The 17247-nt window shown below is 65.7% G+C and carries 11 protein-coding genes; 3 read left to right on the plus strand and 8 right to left on the minus strand.

Annotation, left to right across the window (positions count from 1 at the left end):
- Nucleotides 1-20 precede the first annotated feature (20 nt).
- From mscK to P8H27_RS05795, 5 genes are all read right to left on the minus strand, one after another.
- Nucleotides 21-3383, minus strand: a complete 3363-nt coding sequence (gene mscK, locus P8H27_RS05775; protein WP_289635761.1) for a mechanosensitive channel MscK — start codon at nt 3381-3383, stop codon at nt 21-23.
- An 81-nt stretch (nt 3384-3464) separates the two neighbouring features.
- On the minus strand, nt 3465-5210 hold the full coding sequence (locus tag P8H27_RS05780; protein ID WP_289635762.1) for a potassium/proton antiporter: 1746 nt from the start codon (nt 5208-5210) through the stop codon (nt 3465-3467).
- A gap of 135 nt (nt 5211-5345) precedes the next feature.
- Complete coding sequence (locus tag P8H27_RS05785; RefSeq protein WP_289635763.1) at nt 5346-7163, minus strand: acyl-CoA dehydrogenase; 1818 nt, start codon at nt 7161-7163, stop codon at nt 5346-5348.
- 84 nt (nt 7164-7247) lie between these two features.
- On the minus strand, nt 7248-8291 hold the full coding sequence (locus P8H27_RS05790) for a nitronate monooxygenase family protein (RefSeq protein ID WP_289635764.1): 1044 nt from the start codon (nt 8289-8291) through the stop codon (nt 7248-7250).
- A complete protein-coding gene (locus tag P8H27_RS05795; protein ID WP_289635765.1) occupies nt 8288-9481 on the minus strand; it encodes a YbfB/YjiJ family MFS transporter in 1194 nt (397 codons plus the stop codon). The genes P8H27_RS05790 and P8H27_RS05795 overlap by 4 nt, the downstream gene beginning before the upstream one ends.
- Before the next feature lie 107 nt (nt 9482-9588).
- Between P8H27_RS05795 and P8H27_RS05800 the strand changes: the two genes are divergently transcribed.
- Nucleotides 9589-10479, plus strand: coding sequence for a LysR substrate-binding domain-containing protein (locus P8H27_RS05800; RefSeq protein WP_289635766.1), 891 nt, complete (start codon nt 9589-9591; stop codon nt 10477-10479).
- Nucleotides 10480-10532: 53 nt separating this feature from the next.
- On the plus strand, nt 10533-11390 hold the full coding sequence (locus tag P8H27_RS05805) for a 23S rRNA (adenine(2030)-N(6))-methyltransferase RlmJ (RefSeq protein ID WP_289635767.1): 858 nt from the start codon (nt 10533-10535) through the stop codon (nt 11388-11390).
- Between the two features lie 61 nt (nt 11391-11451).
- Here the strand turns inward: P8H27_RS05805 and msrA are convergent, their stop codons facing one another.
- Nucleotides 11452-12099, minus strand: coding sequence for a peptide-methionine (S)-S-oxide reductase MsrA (msrA, locus tag P8H27_RS05810; protein ID WP_289635768.1), 648 nt, complete (start codon nt 12097-12099; stop codon nt 11452-11454).
- Nucleotides 12100-12177: 78 nt separating this feature from the next.
- A complete protein-coding gene (locus P8H27_RS05815) occupies nt 12178-14799 on the minus strand; it encodes a bifunctional diguanylate cyclase/phosphodiesterase (RefSeq protein ID WP_289635769.1) in 2622 nt (873 codons plus the stop codon).
- 104 nt (nt 14800-14903) lie between these two features.
- Here P8H27_RS05815 and P8H27_RS05820 point away from each other — a divergent pair, with 104 nt between their 5' ends.
- Entirely contained in the window at nt 14904-15404 is a 501-nt protein-coding gene (locus P8H27_RS05820) for a hypothetical protein (protein WP_374761329.1), read from the plus strand.
- 183 nt (nt 15405-15587) lie between these two features.
- On the opposite strand, the gene aceF is transcribed toward P8H27_RS05820, so the two are convergent.
- The gene (gene aceF, locus P8H27_RS05825; RefSeq protein WP_289635771.1) at nt 15588-17237 is read right to left on the minus strand and encodes a dihydrolipoyllysine-residue acetyltransferase; all 1650 of its coding nucleotides are present in this window, start codon (nt 17235-17237) and stop codon (nt 15588-15590) included.
- Nucleotides 17238-17247 lie beyond the last annotated feature (10 nt).

Raw genomic sequence — 17247 nt, forward strand, 5'->3', positions numbered from 1 at the left:
CCTCGACCATAGCGCGCTGCTTATTGCGGGTCGACTGCGGGGGCGGCCGGTGCCAGTTGTGGCGGCGACGACGGCTGTGCCGGTTGCAGTCTGTGGGGCTGCCCGCTGCCCAGGTTGAGCTCCTGGCCCTGGTGGTTTTTCACCATGACCTCGACCTGGTTGAAGGCCATCTCCACCTTGTTCTCGCGGAAGAGCAGGGCGATGCGCGTGAGGATCTCGTCGGTCGCCGCGTTGCGGTCGCCCAGCTCGCGCACATGAAAGCGCAGCTCGTAGTCGAAGGTGCTGGCGCTGATGGTGAGGAAGAACAGTTGCGGCTCGGGGTCGCGCAATACCCGCGGGTTCTCCGCGGCGGCCTGCATCATCAACTGGCGCGCCAGCGGCAGGTCGGTCTCGTAGGCCACGCCGATCTTGATGATCACTCGGGTGACGGTGTCGTTCAGCGACCAGTTGATCAACTGGTCGGTGACGAAGGTCTTGTTCGGCACGATGATTTCTTTGCGGTCGAAATCGGTGATGGTGGTGGCGCGGATGCGAATCCGGCTGACCGTGCCGGACAGGTTGCCGATGGTCACCACGTCGCCGATGCGCACCGGGCGCTCGAACAGGATGATCAAGCCGGAAATGAAATTGGCGAAAATCTCCTGCAAACCGAAGCCGAGGCCGACCGAGAGCGCCGCCACCAGCCACTGCAGCTTGTCCCAGCTGACCCCCAGGGTCGACAGGGTAATGACGAAACCGATGCCGACAATCGCATAGGACAGCAAGGTGGTGGTGGCGTAGGCGCTGCCTTGCGCCAGGCGCAGACGCGACAACACCAGTACTTCGAGCAGGCCGGGCAGGTTGCGCGCCAGGGCCACGGTAATGGCGACGATGATCAGCGCGCCGAGCACGTCGCTGAGGCTGATCGGCACCAGGCTGGCGCTTTCGCCGCTGCCGCTGCTGTATTCGTAGAGGCTGATGTTGTCCAGGTAGGCGAACACCGAGATCAGGTCGGCCCAGACCCAGTAGAGCGCGCCGATGAACAGGCCGAGCAGGGTCAGGCGAATCAGGCGCAGCGACTGCTGGTTGACCTGTTCGATATCCAGGGTCGGCTCCTCGACCAGCGCCTCGCCGCCCTCGGCGCCTTCCTTGGCCAGTGCCTGGCGCTTGGCCATGGCGCGTTGGTAGGCCAGGCGCCGGGCGGCGACCGCCAGGCCGCGGACGAAGGCCGCCTCGACGATCGGCCAGATCATCAGCAGGTAGAGGGTGTTGATCAGGCGGTCGCTGAGCTTCAGCGCGGTGTAGTAGTAGCCGAAGCCGACCGCGACTATCAGGGTCAGCGGCAGCAGGCCGAACAGCAGGCCGATGAGCGTGCGGAAGGTCGAGGAATGCTCGCGCGCCGGGCCACTGAGCAGCAGCTTGTGCAGCAACCAGGCCATCAGGCCGTAACAGGTCAGCACCACGGCGATGCCGATCACGTCTTCGGCCAGGCTGGCGGGCTGGTGTTCGGCCACGGTGACCACCGCCACCAGGGCCAGCACCACCAGGCCGAGGTAGCGGATCTGTCGGTGGAGGAAATTCACTTGCACGTGTGGCCAGCGGAAATGCAGCTCGGCCACCCCGCCGGGGGTGAGGATGCGGTAGACGGTGTAGAACACCAGCCAGGCCTGGGCCATTTCTAGCTGGGCGGCGCCGAGGAAGAGGTTCTGCCCGCGGGCGTCGAGCTGCAGGGCCAGGCCGGAGAGGGCGAGGAACAGCGTGCCGGGCAGGGCCAGCAGCACCGTGAGCAGGATTGCCATCGGCGTGTGCAGCTGGCTGTCGCGCTTGAAGTGGCCGATGTCCTGGTGCAGCTCGGCCAGCTTGCGGTAGAGGAAGCCGCGCTTCCACAGCAGCAGGCCGATCAGCAGCAGCAGCGGCAGGAACAGCAGCGGCCGCTCGGCCAGGCCGGCGCCCAGGGCGCGCAGGTTGGAGCCCCAGGGCAGGTCGGCGATCTGGCGCTGGAACAGTTCCGGCGCGCTGACGAACCAGTCCAGGTTCAGCGGCTTGTTGCTGGGGATCCAGAACATCTGCTCGTCCAGGGTGGCGCGCAGGGTGCCGGCGGTGCTCTGCAGTTGTTTCTGGTTGAGCTGCAGGGTGATCGACTCGTTGAGCAGCGTATTGAGTTCGCGGTTGAGGCGGTCGAGCAGCTCGCGGCGGGAGTTGATCAGCTCGAGCAGGGTGTCGCGCAGCTCCGGAGCGGCGGTGTCGGCGGCGGGCTGCTTGGCCAGCAGTTTGTCGACATAGGCGTCGGGATTGCTGAGCCGCTCACGTTGCTGGTTGAGCTCGAACTGGTACAGGCGCAGGTCGGCGATCTCGTTGGCCAGATTGCTGTCGAGTTCCAGGGCGGGCAGCGCCTGTTTCTGCTGGTAGAGGATCTTCGCCAGCAGCAGGCTGCCCTGCAGCACGCTGATCTGCTCGTCCAAGGCCTGGTCGGCCTGGTTGAGGCTGTCGAGCTTCTGCTTGATCTGCAGGTTCTGCTGGGTCAGCTGGTTGAGGCGCTCGGTGGCGCTGAGCAGGTAGTCGGACAACTTGAGGTTGTGGCTGCTGACGCTGGTCAGCAGCTTGCCGGAACCGGCTTTCTCTGCTTCGAGCGATTGTTCGGCGACGGTTTTCTCGGATTGCGCCCGGCGTTTTTCGTTGATCAGCGACTGCAGGTCGAGCAGTTCCTGCTCCAGACGCTTGATCCGCTCGTCGAGTAAATCGCGCTGGCTGCCGCCGAAATCCTGCAGCAGGCTGTTGCCGGCCAGTTCCTGGCGGCGCAGCAGGGTTTGCGCACTGAGTGCGGCAAGTTCGGCATTGAGCAGGTTGCGCCGCTCGCCGGTCAGCGCCTTGCCGGCGTCCTTGCCGTTTTTTAGCAGGTTGTTAATGTCCTGGGTGCGCGTCTGATTGTGGCTGATTTCCGCTTGCGCCCGTTCGGGGCGGGTTTGCGCGGTGATGATCAGGCTGTTGGCGTCGGCGATCTGCTTCTGCCAGTCGTTCAGCTGGCTGTTACGCTCGCCGAGCAATTGCTCCAATTGCGGCACAGTTGCATTGGCATGGCGCTGGGTGGCCGAGGCGGGTTGACTGGCCTTGAGACGGGTTAGCTCGCGCTGTGCTTCATGGATCAGCCGTGGCGCCTGTTCGAGCTGTTGCTTGAGGTCGGCCAGGCGTTTTTCGCTGTCGGCCTGTGCATTGAGGAAGCCGAGGGTCTGCTCGAGCGTTTGCTTGAGCGCCAATTGCTCGGCCTCCGGCAGTTTGCGCTCGGCCAGGCCGTCCAGGCTGCGCTGCACGTCGGCGCTTTGGGGCGGCTCGACGGCGTGGCTCGGGGCCGCACTCAGGCAGAACCCGAGTAGGGCTAGGATTAAATAGGTGCGTAGAGAGGGCATGGTCGCGATCGTGCGGCTCGAAAAGATATTGAGTCTAACAGGCTGCTGAAAGGGGTGGCGCAGCAGGTTTGCAGCCGCCGATCAGAGAAACAGACCTGACCCTGGACGGCTACCTTCGGGGAATTTGACGCCGACTTTACGGATCTTGTTCCCTTCCATTGCCGCCACTGTCCAGATCAGGCTCTGCCATTCGACCTGGTCGCCGATCACAGGTTCACCGCCGATCTCGTGGGCGATAAAGCGCGCGAGCGATTGTTGGCCATTGATGCCCTCCAGCTTCAGACCGTACAGCGCGGCAACCGCGGCGAGTTCGGCATCGCCTTCCAGGACGAAGTCGCCGAAGAAGCGCAGATCCTGGCCACGTTTGGGAGCCTGGCTGAACAGTTTGCCCAGGGCGGGCAGGTCGTGTTCGTGGCCAATCACACAGAGCAGGTCGCCGGCCTCCAGCTGGGTGCTGCCGGAAGGGTGGAGCAGTTCCGTGCCGCGAAACAGGGCGGCGATACGCGTGCCCTCCGGCATCTTCAGTTCGCGCAGGGCGGCACCGATGCACCACTTCTCGGCGCCGAGGCGGTAGATGAACAGCTCCCACTGGCTGGTCGGGTGCACCTCCAGGCCGGCGCGCGACACCGGCGCCGGTTCCGGCGGCACCGTGACGCGCAGCCACTTGGCCACCCAGGGCAGGCTGGTGCCCTGCAGCAGCAGCGAGACCAGGACGATGAAGAAGGCCAGGTTGAAGAACAGCTGGGCATGCTCCAGGCCGGCCATCAGCGGGAACACCGCGAGAATGATCGGCACCGCGCCGCGCAGGCCGACCCAGGCGATGAACAGCTTCTCGCGGTCATGGAAGGCGCGAAACGGCAGCAGGCCGAGGTAGATCGACAACGGCCGGGCGATCAGGATCATCCACAGCGCCAGGCCCAGGGCCGGCAGGGCGATGGGCAGCAGCTCGCGGGGGGTGACCAGCAGGCCGAGCACCAGGAACATGCCGATCTGGCTGAGCCAGGCCAGGCCGTCGAGCATGTGTAGGATGCCGTGGCGCGAGCGGATCGGCCGGTTGCCCAGCAGCAGGCCGCACAGGTAGATGGCGAGGAAACCGCTGCCGCCGACGGCGTTGGTGATGGCGAAGATGATCAATCCGCCGCTGACCACCAGCAGCGGATAGAGGCCGCCCGCCAGGCTCATGCGATTGACCAGGTTGAGCAGCAGCCAGCCTGCGCCCAGGCCGAACAGACCGCCGAGGCCGAACTGCAACAGCAGCTGGCTCAGCAGATCCCAGCCGAAACCGCTTTGGCCCTTGGCCAGCAGGGCGATCAGGGTGACGGTGAGGAACACCGCCATGGGGTCGTTGCTGCCGGATTCGATTTCCAGGGTGGCGCTGACCCGCTCGTTGAGGCCGCGGCCGCCGAGCAGGCCGAACACCGCGGCGGCATCGGTGGAGCCGACGATGGCGCCGATCAGCAGGCCCTCCATCAGGCTTAGCTCGAACAGCCAGGCGGCGGCGACGCCGGTCAGTCCGGCGGTGACCAGCACCCCGGCGGTGGCCAGCGACAGCGACGGCCACAGCGCCACGCGAAAGCTCTTGACCCGGGTGCGCATGCCGCCGTCGAGCAGGATCACCGCCAGCGCCAGGTTGCCGACCAGGTAGGCCAGGGAGTAGTCGGCGAAGAGGATGCCGCCGGGGCCGTCGACCCCGGCGAGCATGCCGACGGCGAGGAAGATCACCAGGATGGGGATGCCGAAGCGCGAGCCGAAGGCGCTGACCAGAATGCTCAGGGCCACCAGCAATGCACCGATCAAGAACAGATTATTGATGGTGCTGGCGTCCAAGGAGGTACTCCGGTTCGAAAGGCGGTCACACCGATATGCATGGTGCGTGCCACGGATTCTAACCGTTGCCTTTGCCCGGCTGTCAAAAAAAACGCCTCGCGAATGCGAGGCGTTGGATGATTCCTCCTGGGGGTTCTAGAACCAGGCGTCCTGCATGCCCAGGCAGGTGTCGTCGCGGGCTTCGAGGATGGCCAGGTGGTGCTGGCAACTCGGCACTTCCCAGGTCAGGAAGTAGCGCGCGGCTTGCAGCTTGCCCCGGTAGAAGTCGGCATCCGCCGGATTGCCCGCCGCCAAACCCTGTTCGGCCTTGATCGCTTGCTCCAGCCAGCGCCAGCCGATCACCATATGGCCGAAGGCATTCAGGTACAGCGCCGAGTTGGCCAGGCCCTGGTTGACCTGGCCGCCGAGCAAATCGCCCAGCAGCGCCAGGGTCACCGCCGACAGCCGCGCCAGCAACTGTTCCAGCGGTTGGCGCAGGGCATTCAGCGCCTGGTATTGGCTGGCCTGTTGGCAGCATTGCTGGATCAGTTTGACCAGTTGCTTGAGCGCCGCGCCGCCGTTCATCGACACCTTGCGCCCGAGCAGGTCGAGCGATTGGATGCCGTGGGTGCCTTCATGGATCGGATTCAGGCGGTTGTCGCGGTAGTACTGCTCCACCGGGTAATCGCGGGTGTAGCCGTGGCCGCCGAGAACCTGGATCGCCAGCTCGTTGGCCTTGAGGCAGAACTCCGAAGGCCAGGATTTGACGATCGGGGTGAGCAGATCCAGCAGTTCCAGGGCGCTCTGGCGCTGTTCCTCGCTTGCCAGGGTCTGGGTGTCGTCGAACAGCCGCGCGGCATACAGGCCGAGGTCGAAGGCGCCTTCCACATAGGCCTTCTGGATCAGCAGCATGCGCCGCACATCGGCGTGCTCGATGATCGCCACCTGGCTCGAGGTCGGATCCTTGCCGTCCGGCAGGCGGCCTTGCGGGCGCTGGCGGGCGTAGTCCAGCGAATACAGGTAACCGGCGTAGCCGAGCATCACCGCGCCCATGCCGACGCCGATGCGCGCCTCGTTCATCATCTGGAACATGTAGCTCAGGCCTTGGTGCGGTTGGCCCACCAGGTAGCCGACGCAGCCGTCGTTGTCGCCCCCCGCGTTATCACCAAAGTTGAGCGCGGTGGAGGTGGTGCCGCGCCAGCCCATCTTGTGCAGCAGCCCGGCCAGCACCACGTCGTTGCGTCGGCCCAGGCTGGCGTCGTCGTTGACCAGAAACTTGGGCACGATAAACAGCGAGATGCCTTTCACCCCGGGCGGTGCGTCCGGCAGCTTGGCCAGCACCATGTGCACGATGTTTTCGCTCAATGGGTGGTCGCCGCCGGAGATGAAGATCTTGTTGCCCTTGAGCCGGTAAGTGCCATCGCCCGCCGGTTCGGCGCGGGTGCGGATGTCCGACAGCGAGGAGCCGGCGTGCGGTTCGGTCAGGGCCATGGTGCCGAAGCAGCGGCCGTCGATCATCGGTTGCAGAAAGCGCCGCTTTTGCTCGGCGCTGCCGAAGGTCTCGATCAGGTTGGCCGCGCCCATGGTCAGGAACGGGTAGGAGGCGGTCGCCGCGTTGGCCGATTGGAAGTGGGCGAAGCAGGCCTGCGACAGCAGGTTGGGCAGCTGCATGCCGCCCTGTTCGAATTCGCGGGTGGCGTTAAGAAAGCCGGCCGCGAGGAAGGCGTCCACCGCCGGCTTGACCTCGGGGATCAGCCGCGCCGCGCCGTCGACGAACTCGGGTTCGTGCTCGTCGTTCTTGCGGTTATGCGGGGCGAACAGCTTCTCGGCGATGCTGCGGGCGGTGTCGATGGCCGCGTCGAAGGTCTCGCGGCTGTGCTCGGCGAAGCGCTCGCGCTGGGTCAGGGCTTCGGCGTCCAGCACTTCGTAAAGTTCGAAGGCCAGGTTGCGGGAACTGAGCAGGGACTCGGACATGGACGTATCTCCAATGGCGTTGAGCCGGAGTCTAAGGAGCGCCGCTAGTGCCTGCCCAGTATTATCCATGGGGGTGATAAAGCTTCAGCGGGCACAGCCGCTGGCCAGTTCCCGGGTCAAGTCGGCGGCGGGTATGTTGCGGCAGCCGCTCGCATTCTGCCCCGCCCACAAGGGTGAAAAATCGCCACTGCCGAGGCTTTCCGCCGTGCTACGCAGCGGTGCGACCGCGGCCGTGGCCAGGGGGAAGCCGGGCGCCATGGAACTGATCGGGCCCAGCTCGCGGATCAGCCGATTGACGATGCTCCGCGCCGGGCGGCCGCTAAACAGGTTGGTCAGCGCGGTGTGGCGGGCTTCTGGGCTGGTCAGCGCGGCGCGATGCACGGCGCTGGTGGTGGCTTCCGGGCAGCACAGATAAGCCGTGCCGACCTGTACTCCGGCCGCGCCCAGCGCCATGGCCGCGCGCACGCCTGAGGCATCGGCGATACCGCCCGCGGCGATCACGGGCACGCGCACCGCCTGCACGATCTGTGGCAACAGGGCGAAGGTGCCGAGCTGGCGGCTGATATCCAGGTCGAGAAAGTGGCCGCGATGGCCGCCGGCTTCCAGGCCCTGGGCGATGATCGCATCGACGCCCTGGGCCTCAAGCCAGAGCGCTTCTTCGACCGTGGTCGCCGAGCTGAGCACCTTGGCGCCGCAGGCTTTGACGCGGGCCAGCAACTCGGCGCCGGGCAGGCCGAAGTGGAAGCTGACCACGGCCGGGCGGTATTCCTCGACGACCCTGGCCAACTCATCACTGAACGGCTGTCGGCCGGCGCCGGCGCTGATGCTGGCCGGGTCGATGCCTAGTTCGCGGTAATAGGGCGCGAGGCTGCTGCGCCATGCGTCTTCCTGCTGCGGCTCGGCGGCTGCCGGGGTATGGCAGAAGAAGTTCAGGTTGAACGGCTGGGCGGTCTTGGCCTTGAGCGCCGCCAGTTCGGCGCGCAAGCCGCTGGCGTCGAGCATGGCGCAGGGCAGGGATCCCAGGCCGCCGGCATTGCACACTGCGGCGGCGAGCCTGTGGTTTTGCGCGCCGGCCATGGGCGCCTGGATGATTGGCCATTGGCAGTCGAACAGCGATTGCAGGGTCATGGATGCGCGGCTCCTGATGCAGGGTGAGTACAGATTGGGGTTGGCCAGATCCAGGCGAGCGCCCATAACAGCGCGGCGACACCCAGGGCGAAGCTTTCTGTGAGGCTGCCGCCGGCGCCCAGCCATACCCCGGCCAGCCAGGGGCCGGCTAGTTGCGCTCCGCCGTACAGGGCGATCAGCGCGGCCGACAGGCGTGGCCCCTGATGCGGCTGCAGGGTGCGCGCCAGGCGCTGGGTCAGCAGTACGCTACCCATAAAAGTGCCGCCCACCAGCAGGGCGCAGAGCAGCACGCCGGCGGCGCCGGGGTACAGCAGGGGGGCGGCGCAACCCAGGGCTTGCAGCAGGTAGGTGGCGAGCAAGGCACGCCGGTCGCCGAAGCCTACGCCGAGGGCATTCCACAGTGGGATGGAGAACACGCAGGCCAGGGCGCTCCATTGCCAGGCACCGCCGATCAGGGCGTGGCCGGCGGGTAATTGTTCCTGCGCCAGGGTTGGCAAGAACGTCATCGGCAGGATGTAGCCCAGGCCGGCGCCGGCGTAGGCCAGAAACAGCGGCGTGCTGGCGCGATCGAACAAGCGGCTGCGGGCTGCGACGGGCTCGCCTTGCGGCTGCTGCAGGTGCAGGCGGCTGAGCAACCAGGCGCTGAGCAGGGCCAGTGGCAGGGCAAAGGCGGCGACCGGCCACCAACGTTCGGGGCCGTGCAGCCAGTTGGCGGGCGCGTCGGCCAGCCAGCCGGCCAACATCAGCCCGGCGGCGAAGCCGAGGTAGACCAGGCCGCTGAGGCTGGCGCGCTGACGCTGGGCCAGCCACTCCAGCACCAGGGCCGGAGCCAGCACGAAGACCACGCCGTTACTGATGCCATTGGCCAGACGTAACCCCAGCAGCAGCGGATAATCGCTGCAGAAACCTTGCGCCAGAGTCAGCAGGGCATTCAGCAGCAGGGCCAGCGGCAGCGCCAGACGCAGGCGTGATGGCGTGTACAGGGCCAGGGCCAACAGCGCGCCGAGCAGGTAACCGAGGTAGTTCCAGCTAGCCAGGTGCGCGCCCTGTTCCAGGCTGAGCAGCTGATCGCCGAGCAAGTGCGGCAGGAGCGGGGTGAAGGCGAAGCGCCCCAGGGCATGCACCACCACCAGAGCAGCGCCGCCAGCGAGCAGGGCGAGAAAGATCTGGCGGGGCGATACCGGCTGCATAAGGGCGCTCTACGGGATGACCCGGCTACCTTAACGGTTGCCGAATCAAGACTGCCAGTGAAGAATACTGCGCCTGTTTTTCACTTTTAATGAAAGTCGAGGTGGCGGTGTCATCCTGGGAACGTCTGAATCCGCAGTTGTTACGTCATTTTCTCGCGGTCAGTCGCAGCGGTTCGTTAACCGCTGCCGCGCAGCAGCTGCACTGTGTGCCGTCGAATGTGTCGGCGCGTCTGCGGCAACTGGAAGAGCAGCTTGGCGTCAGCCTGTTCCAGCGCCAGGCGCAGCGCTTGCGCCTGACCCCGTCCGGTGAGCGTCTGCTGCCTCACGCCGAAGCGCTGGAGCAGCTCTGTCGACAGGCTTGGAGCAGCGTGCAGGAGGACAACTGGGGCGGTGAGTTGCGTCTCGGCGCCATGGAAACCACCGCTGCCGTACGCCTGCCGGAGGTGCTGGCGGCCTTTCATCGCGATGCGCCGCGGGTCGATCTGAGCCTGCTGACGGGCACCAGCCGTCACCTGCTCGATGAGCTGCTGGCCGGGCGTCTGGAGGCGGCGCTGATCGGCGGGCCGTTCGAGCATCCGCAACTGCAGGGCGAAGTGCTCTGGCACGAAGAGCTGGTGCTGGTGCTGCCGATCGGGCAGGATCCCGAGCGGCTGCTGCAGGAGCCGCTGAGTCTGCTCGGCTTTCCCATCGGCTGTCACTACCGCGAGCGTCTGCAGAGCTGGAGCGAACGCCATGCGCTGCAGGTGGTAGCGCGCCAGAGCTACGGCTCTATCGATGCGATCCTCGGCGGTATCGCTGCCGGTATGGGCATCGGCCTGCTGCCGCGCAGCCTGCTGCAGTCGCACCCGCGTGGGCAACTGGTGGCCTGGCGGGCCATCGAGGCAGATCTGGCGGCGGCGCCGACCCTGCTGATGCGTCGTCGCGATGCCGCCGAACATGCCGCGCTGGAACGCCTGCTCGAGTTGTTGCGGGCGCCACTGGGGCAATCGATCCGCTAGCACGCCAAGCCAGGGCGCCTGTTAAACTGTGCGGCCTGAGGAGCCCCGCCACCATGAACTACCGTCACGCCTTCCATGCCGGCAACCATGCCGATGTGTTGAAACACGTTATCTTGAGCCGCCTGATCGCTCTGCTGTCGCGCAAGGAGGCGCCGTTCGCCTACCTCGACAGCCACGCCGGCGTGGGTCTCTACGACCTCGCCGGGGATCAGGCCAGCCGCACCGGCGAATGGCTGCAGGGCATCGCCCGGCTGTGGCGGGCCGAGGATGTACCGGATCAGCTGGTCGATTACCTGGAAGTGATCCGCGCCATGAACCCCGACGGCGTGCTGCGCCATTACCCCGGTTCGCCGGAGTTGGCACGCATGCTGACGCGCGAACAGGACCGCCTGCACCTCAACGAAAAACACCCGGAAGACGGCCGCCTGCTCAAGGAAAACATGGCCGCTGACCGCCGCGTCGCCGTGCACCTGGGCGAAGGCTGGTACGTGCCGCGAGCCTTGCTGCCGACCCGCGAGAAGCGCGTATTGCTGCTGATCGACCCACCGTTCGAGCAGGCCGATGAACAGGAGCGTTGCGTGCAAGCGTTGAGCGAAGCCATTGGCCGCATGCGCCAGGCGGTGGTGGCGATCTGGTACCCGATCAAGGAACTGGGCCAGCTCCGGCGCTTCTACCGCGATCTGGAAAAGAGCAACGCGCCCAAGCTGCTGCGCATCGAACTCTATGTGCACCCCGCCGATGATGCGCAACGCCTGAACGGTTCCGGCCTGGTGATCAGCAATCCGCCCTGGGGCCTGGAGGACGAGCTCAAGCAGATCCTGCCCTGGCTGACCTCGTTGCTCGGGCAAAGCCAGGCCGGCTGGCGGATGGACTGGCTGATCGAGGAGCAAGCGGCAGGCGGCAAGCCATAAGCTTCAAGTGAAAAGCTCGTAGGGCGGGTTGCACCCGCCCTACAAGGCTTGCAGCTGCCGGCTACGCCGGCAGGCACACCCCGGTGCCGCCCAGGCCGCAATAGCCGCCGGGGTTCTTCGCCAGGTATTGCTGATGGTAGGCCTCGGCATAGTAGAAGGGCGGCGCTTCGCGGATTTCCGTGGTGATGGGGCCGAAGCCGGCCTTCTCCAGTTCGCCCTGGAATTGTGCCTGGCTGGCCTGGGCGGCGGCCAGTTGCTCGGCGCCGTAGCAGTAGATCGCCGAGCGGTACTGGCTGCCGCTGTCGTTGCCCTGGCGCATGCCTTGGGTCGGGTTGTGCGCTTCCCAGAAGACTTTCAGCAGCGCCGCGTAACTGATCTGTTGCGGGTCGAACACCACCAGCACCGCTTCGGTGTGGCCGGTCAGGCCGGAGCAGGTTTCCTCGTAGGTCGGGTTGGGCGTATGGCCGCCGACATAGCCGACGGCGGTGCTCCACACGCCCGGTTGCTGCCAGAAGCGTCGCTCGGCGCCCCAGAAACAGCCGAGGGCGAATAGCGCTTGCTGCAGGCCGGCCGGGAATGGCGCTTGCAGGGAGTGGCCGTTGACGTAGTGGGCAGCCGGCACCGGCAGTGGCGTATCGCGGCCGGGCAGCGCCTGCTCGGCGCTGGGCAGTTCGAGTTGCTGGGCAAGAATTTGCGAACGCAGAACCATGGGCGATTTCCTCAACATAAGCGCGTGTATCGATAGACCGCGCGGGTGGCGCGTCGTTACAGGCCGGTGCCTGGGCGGCTAGCCGTGGCCGGGGTAGCGCTGCAGTCGTGCGATCAGCTCGCTTGCCGCGATTGGCCGGTCGAACAGGTAGCCCTGGCCGATGTCGCAGCGCTGGCGGCGCAGGAAGCCCAGTTGCGCGGCGGTTTCGATGCCTTCGGCGACTACCTTGAGTTTCAACTTGTGGGCCATGGCGATCACCGCCGAGGTGATCTCCACGTCGTCCTGGTTGTCCGGGATGTCCTTGATGAAGCTGCGATCGATCTTGATCACATCGATAGGGAATTTCTTCAGGTAACTCAGCGACGAGTAGCCGGTGCCGAAATCGTCCATCGCCAGGGACAGCCCCAGGTTTTTCAGGCGGCTGAGCTGGTGGTGGGTGTCGGTGGTGGCCTCCAGCAGCAGGCTTTCGGTCAACTCCAGCTCGAGCAGGCTTGGCGACAACAGTTCCTCGCGCAGGATCGCGGCGATCGAGCCAACCAGGTCGGGGTCGGAGAACTGCTTGGGCGACAGGTTGATCGCCACCTGCAGGTTGCCCAGACCGGCCGCGCTCAGCTGTTTGCTCATGAGGCAGGCTTGGCGCACCACCCATTTGCCGATGGGAATGATCAGCCCGGTTTCCTCGGCCACGCCGATGAACTGATCCGGTTGGATCATGCCTTTCTCCGGGTGGCGCCAGCGCAGCAGTGCTTCCATGCCGACCACCCGGCCCGTCTTCAGGCACAGTTTGGGTTGATAGAACACCTCCAGCTCGTTCTGGGTCAGTGCGCGGCGCAGGTTGTTTTCGACGAACAGTTTGTAGTCGGCCTCGGCGTTCAGCGCCGTGGTGAAAACCTGCAGCTGGTGCTTGCCGTTGGCCTTGGCCTTGTGCAGCGCCAGGCCGGCATGCTTCATCAGGGTTTGTGGATCCGTGCCGTGCTCGGGTGCGTTGGCCACCCCCACCGAGCCGGTGACGCTGATCAATTGATTGTCGACGAACAGCGGCTTGTCCAGGGTATGCAGCACCTGGTGGGCCAGCTGTTGGGCATCCGCCAGGTCGGCGACCTCCAGCAGGATGGCGAATTCGTTACTGGCGAAGCGCGCGAGTATGCCCGCTGGGCTGAGGCTGTTGCGCAGGCGCCGGGCCAGGCTGACGAGCAGCTTGTCGCCGGTCTGGTGGCCGAGGCTGTCGTTGATCCGCTTGAAGTTGTCGATATCCACCAGCAGCAGGCTGAACGGCTTGCCGTCATCGTTGGCAACGCGCTGTTCCAGGGCGCGGATAAAGGCGTAGCGATTGCCCAGGCCGGTAAGGTTGTCGCTGTAGGCCAGACGCTCGATGCGTTGCTGGGCCTGCTTGGTTTCGGTGATGTCTTCGTAGATGCCGATGTAGTGGGTCAGGCTGCCGTCATCGGCATGCACCTTGGATATCGACAATTGCCCCCAGTAGGGGTCGAGGTTCTTACGCCGGCTCTTGAACTCGCCGTGCCAACTGTTGTGTTCGGAGAGGCTGCTGGACGCCTCGAAGAGCAGCTCGCCGAGGTTTTCCAGGGCCGGCAGCTCGGACAGGCGCTGGCCTTGTACCTCGTCGGAACTGTACAGGGTGATGGCGGTAAAACTCGGGTTGACGTATTCCACCAGCCCGTCGCGGTCGACCAGGATAAAGGCGCTGGCGCTCTGCTCGACGGCGCGCTTGAACAGGTGCAGTTCGCCGGTGGCGTTGCGCCGTTGCTGATTGCTCAGCACTTGTGCGTACTGATCGGCCAGCTCGCCGGCAAAGGCGATTTCGTCGACCTGCCACACCCGCTGAGAACCGATGTGCTCCAGGCACAGCACGCCGACCACTTCGCCGTCGACCCGGATACTGGCATCGAGCATGGCCTCGATGCCCATTGGTTGCAGGTAGCTGGCACTCAGCTCATGGGTGCGCGGGTCGAGCGCCGCATCGTGGGCATCGATCGCCCGGCCAGCTTGGAGGGCTTGCAGGTAGGCGGGGAATTCGCCGATGGCGATCGGCGTTGCGCGTTCATGGCGGTGGAGGTCGCGGCGAAACAGGGCCACCGGCTCGAGGCAGGCGCCATTTAGGTTCCAGATGCTCGCCCGCGCCACCTTATAGAGGCTGCAAGCCGTGCGGGTGATCAGCTCGGCGGCTTCGCGCAACGGATCGTTGGCCGTGTAGCGCTGACGCGCCAGGCGCACGATCAGACTTTGCTGGGCGTGTGAGCGCTGCTGCCGTTGCTGCGCCTCACCGTTCTGCGCGGGCAGGGTCGGGGCGCTGTCGGTGACTATCAGGTAGCCGCACAGCAGATGGCGGTCGTGCTGCTTGAACGGCTCGCCCATTTCCATCAGGCAGACCGGGCCGTGCGCGGTATGCAGGGTGTAATGGATCAGATAATGCGCGTGCTGCGCCAGTTGCAACTGAATGCTGTCATGCAGCCGATGGCGGGCTTCAGGTTCCATCAGGCAGGCATAGGGGGCGTCGATCAGCGCGCAGAGCTCGCTGGCGGGGATGCCAAATTGGCGTTCGCAGGCCGGGTCGAGAAACAACAACGCCCAGCTGGCCTCATTCAAACGCTCGAAGCGCAGCATGCCGAGCCTCGACGGCACTGGCAACTGCGTCACAACCTCGGATGCTAATCGACTCGCGGCATCGGGATGGCTTTTCATCAAGCGGCTGGCTTCCAGTATGCTGGCTGAGGCGAGGGTTCGGCCCACTTCACTATAACGGCGAGTAAGGGTGCATCATGCAATTGCGACTGACAAGAAAACTAATGCCCGCCACGTTATTGCTGGGCTGCCTGGTTGCACTACCGGGCTTGGCCAGCGAGCCGGCAGCGGGGCTGAGCAGCGTCGAGCAGGCCGGTTATCTGGCGAACTTGAAGCGCCTGTACCTGCAGCAGGACGAGCGCCAAGCCCTGCTCTTGCACTGCAATGCGTTGCTCTCGAGCTACGCCTTGCGCGCCGGTTATCAGGTGGGCCAGGCGCAGCGCCAGGATCGGCTCTATCAGCTGCGCCTGGGCGCGCCCGGTGAGTTGCTGCTGCGCGAGGAGATCCGTGGCCAAGGCAGCGACATGGCTGTGCGCAACCAGCGTATTGCGTTGTTCGGGGTCGACCCGTTCATCCGTTACGACTGCCCGTCCAGCGGCATCAGCTGCGTGCTGTATAACCCGGTGGATGGCAGCCCGCTGCTGACCATCGTGCGCGACCACCAGGGCGCCGCTGAGTTGGCCAAGGCGCTGAGCTTTCTGATCCGCAAGGTGCAGCGGGGCTGAGGCACGCCGGCGATGTCGGCGATGTCGGCGTCTTTGCGCGATGGGGCGAATCCGGGTTGGAACGTTTCGCTGTCCCGCCCCCCCCTCATGCGACCCGTAACGAGGACATGGGCAAAAAAAACCCCGCCAAACAGGGCGGGGTTGAGGTACGAGCGTGGCGTGCTCGAAAGTTGAAACCGAGGGTTACAGCAGCATGCTGCGGATGTCTGCCAGCACATCGCCGAGGCGCTTGGTGAAACGCGCGGCGGCGGCGCCGTTGATCACCCGGTGGTCGTAGGACAGCGACAGCGGCAGCATCAGCTTGGGCTGGAACGCCTTGCCGTCCCAGACCGGCTGAATGGTCGCCTTGCTCACGCCGAGGATCGCCACTTCCGGCGCGTTGACGATCGGCGTGAAGCCGGTGCCGCCGATGTGGCCGAGGCTGGAGATGGTGAAGCAGGCGCCCTGCATGTCGTCGGCGGCGAGCTTCTTGGTGCGCGCTTTTTCCGCCAGGGCGGCGGCTTCGGCGGCCAGTTGCAGCAGGCTCTTCTGCTCGACGTTCTTGATCACCGGCACCAGCAGGCCGTCCGGGGTGTCCACGGCGAAGCCGATGTGCACGTATTTCTTGCGGATCAGCGCCTTGCCGCTCGGCGCCAGCGAGCTGTTGAAGTCCGGCAGCTCCTTGAGCAGGTAAGCACAGGCTTTCAATAGCAGCGGCAGCACGGTGAGCTTGACCCCGGCCTTCTCGGCCACCGCCTTCTGCGCGACGCGGAAGGCTTCCAGCTCGGTGATGTCGGCCGAGTCGAACTGGGTCACGTGCGGCACATTGAGCCAGCTGCGGTGCAGGTTGGCGGCGCCGACCTGCATCAGGCGGGTCATGGCCACTTCTTCCACTTCGCCGAAGCGGCTGAAGTCCACTTCCGGAATCGGCGGGATGCCTGCACCGCCAGTGGCACCAGCAGCTGCGCTCGGGGCTTCCTTGGCTTTCAGCAGCATCGCCTTGACGTGGGCCTGCACGTCTTCCTTGAGCACCCGGCCTTTCGGGCCGCTGCCAGGCACGGTCGACAGCTCGACGCCGAAGTCGCGGGCCAGCTGGCGCACGGCCGGACCGGCGTGCACCTTGTCGCCGCTGGATGCCGGAGGCGTGGCCGCGGCAATGGCGGCGGCTGCCGCCAGCTTGGCGATGGCATTGACTTCGGCGACCACTTCTGGCGCGGCGCCGGGCGGCGTGGTGTGCATCGCCGCCGGTGCCGCCGGCGCCGGTGCGGCCCCGGTCACTTTCAGTTTGAGGATCAGGTCGCCGGTGCCGACTTCGGCGTCCAGCTGGACCACGACGCTTTCCACCACGCCGGCAACCGGCGAGGGGATCTCCATGCTGGCCTTGTCCGACTCCAGGGTGATCAGCGACTGCTCGGCCTCGACCCTGTCGCCGGCCTTGACCAGCACCTCGATGACCTTGGCCTTGCCGGCCGAGCCGATGTCGGGCACGTGGATGTCCTGCACGGCCGCGGCGGCCGCCGCTGCTGGTGCCGCCGCGACAGGCTCCGCAGCCTTGGGCGCTGCGGCGGGTGCGGCGGGTGCGGCTGGCGTTGCGGCAGGGGCCGCAGCCGCTGCGCTGGCGCCTTCGACTTCCAGTTCGAGCAACTCGTCGCCTTCTTTCAGGCGGTCGCCCAGTTTGACCTTGAGGCTCTTGATCACCCCGGCCTTGGGTGCCGGGATTTCCATGCTGGCCTTGTCCGACTCCAGGGTCAGCAGGCTCTGGTCGGCCTCGATGCGATCGCCGACCTTGACCATCAGTTCGATTACTTCGCCCTCACCGCTGCCGATGTCGGGTACGCGAATCAGTTCACTCACAATGCGTCTC

Source organism: Pseudomonas sp. sp1636 (genome assembly GCF_030376615.1).
GTDB lineage: Bacteria > Pseudomonadota > Gammaproteobacteria > Pseudomonadales > Pseudomonadaceae > Aquipseudomonas.

Bases quoted from the DNA above. Each gene is read 5' to 3' on its own strand.
- mscK (WP_289635761.1), bottom strand. From the start codon at position 3,383: ATGCCCTCTCTACGCACCTATTTAATCCTAGCCCTACTCGGGTTCTGC.
- P8H27_RS05820 (WP_374761329.1), top strand. From the start codon at position 14,904: ATGCCCGCCACGTTATTGCTGGGCTGCCTGGTTGCACTACCGGGCTTG.
- P8H27_RS05795 (WP_289635765.1), bottom strand. From the start codon at position 9,481: ATGCAGCCGGTATCGCCCCGCCAGATCTTTCTCGCCCTGCTCGCTGGC.
- P8H27_RS05785 (WP_289635763.1), bottom strand. From the start codon at position 7,163: ATGTCCGAGTCCCTGCTCAGTTCCCGCAACCTGGCCTTCGAACTTTAC.
- P8H27_RS05815 (WP_289635769.1), bottom strand. From the start codon at position 14,799: ATGAAAAGCCATCCCGATGCCGCGAGTCGATTAGCATCCGAGGTTGTG.
- P8H27_RS05805 (WP_289635767.1), top strand. From the start codon at position 10,533: ATGAACTACCGTCACGCCTTCCATGCCGGCAACCATGCCGATGTGTTG.
- msrA (WP_289635768.1), bottom strand. From the start codon at position 12,099: ATGGTTCTGCGTTCGCAAATTCTTGCCCAGCAACTCGAACTGCCCAGC.
- P8H27_RS05790 (WP_289635764.1), bottom strand. From the start codon at position 8,291: ATGACCCTGCAATCGCTGTTCGACTGCCAATGGCCAATCATCCAGGCG.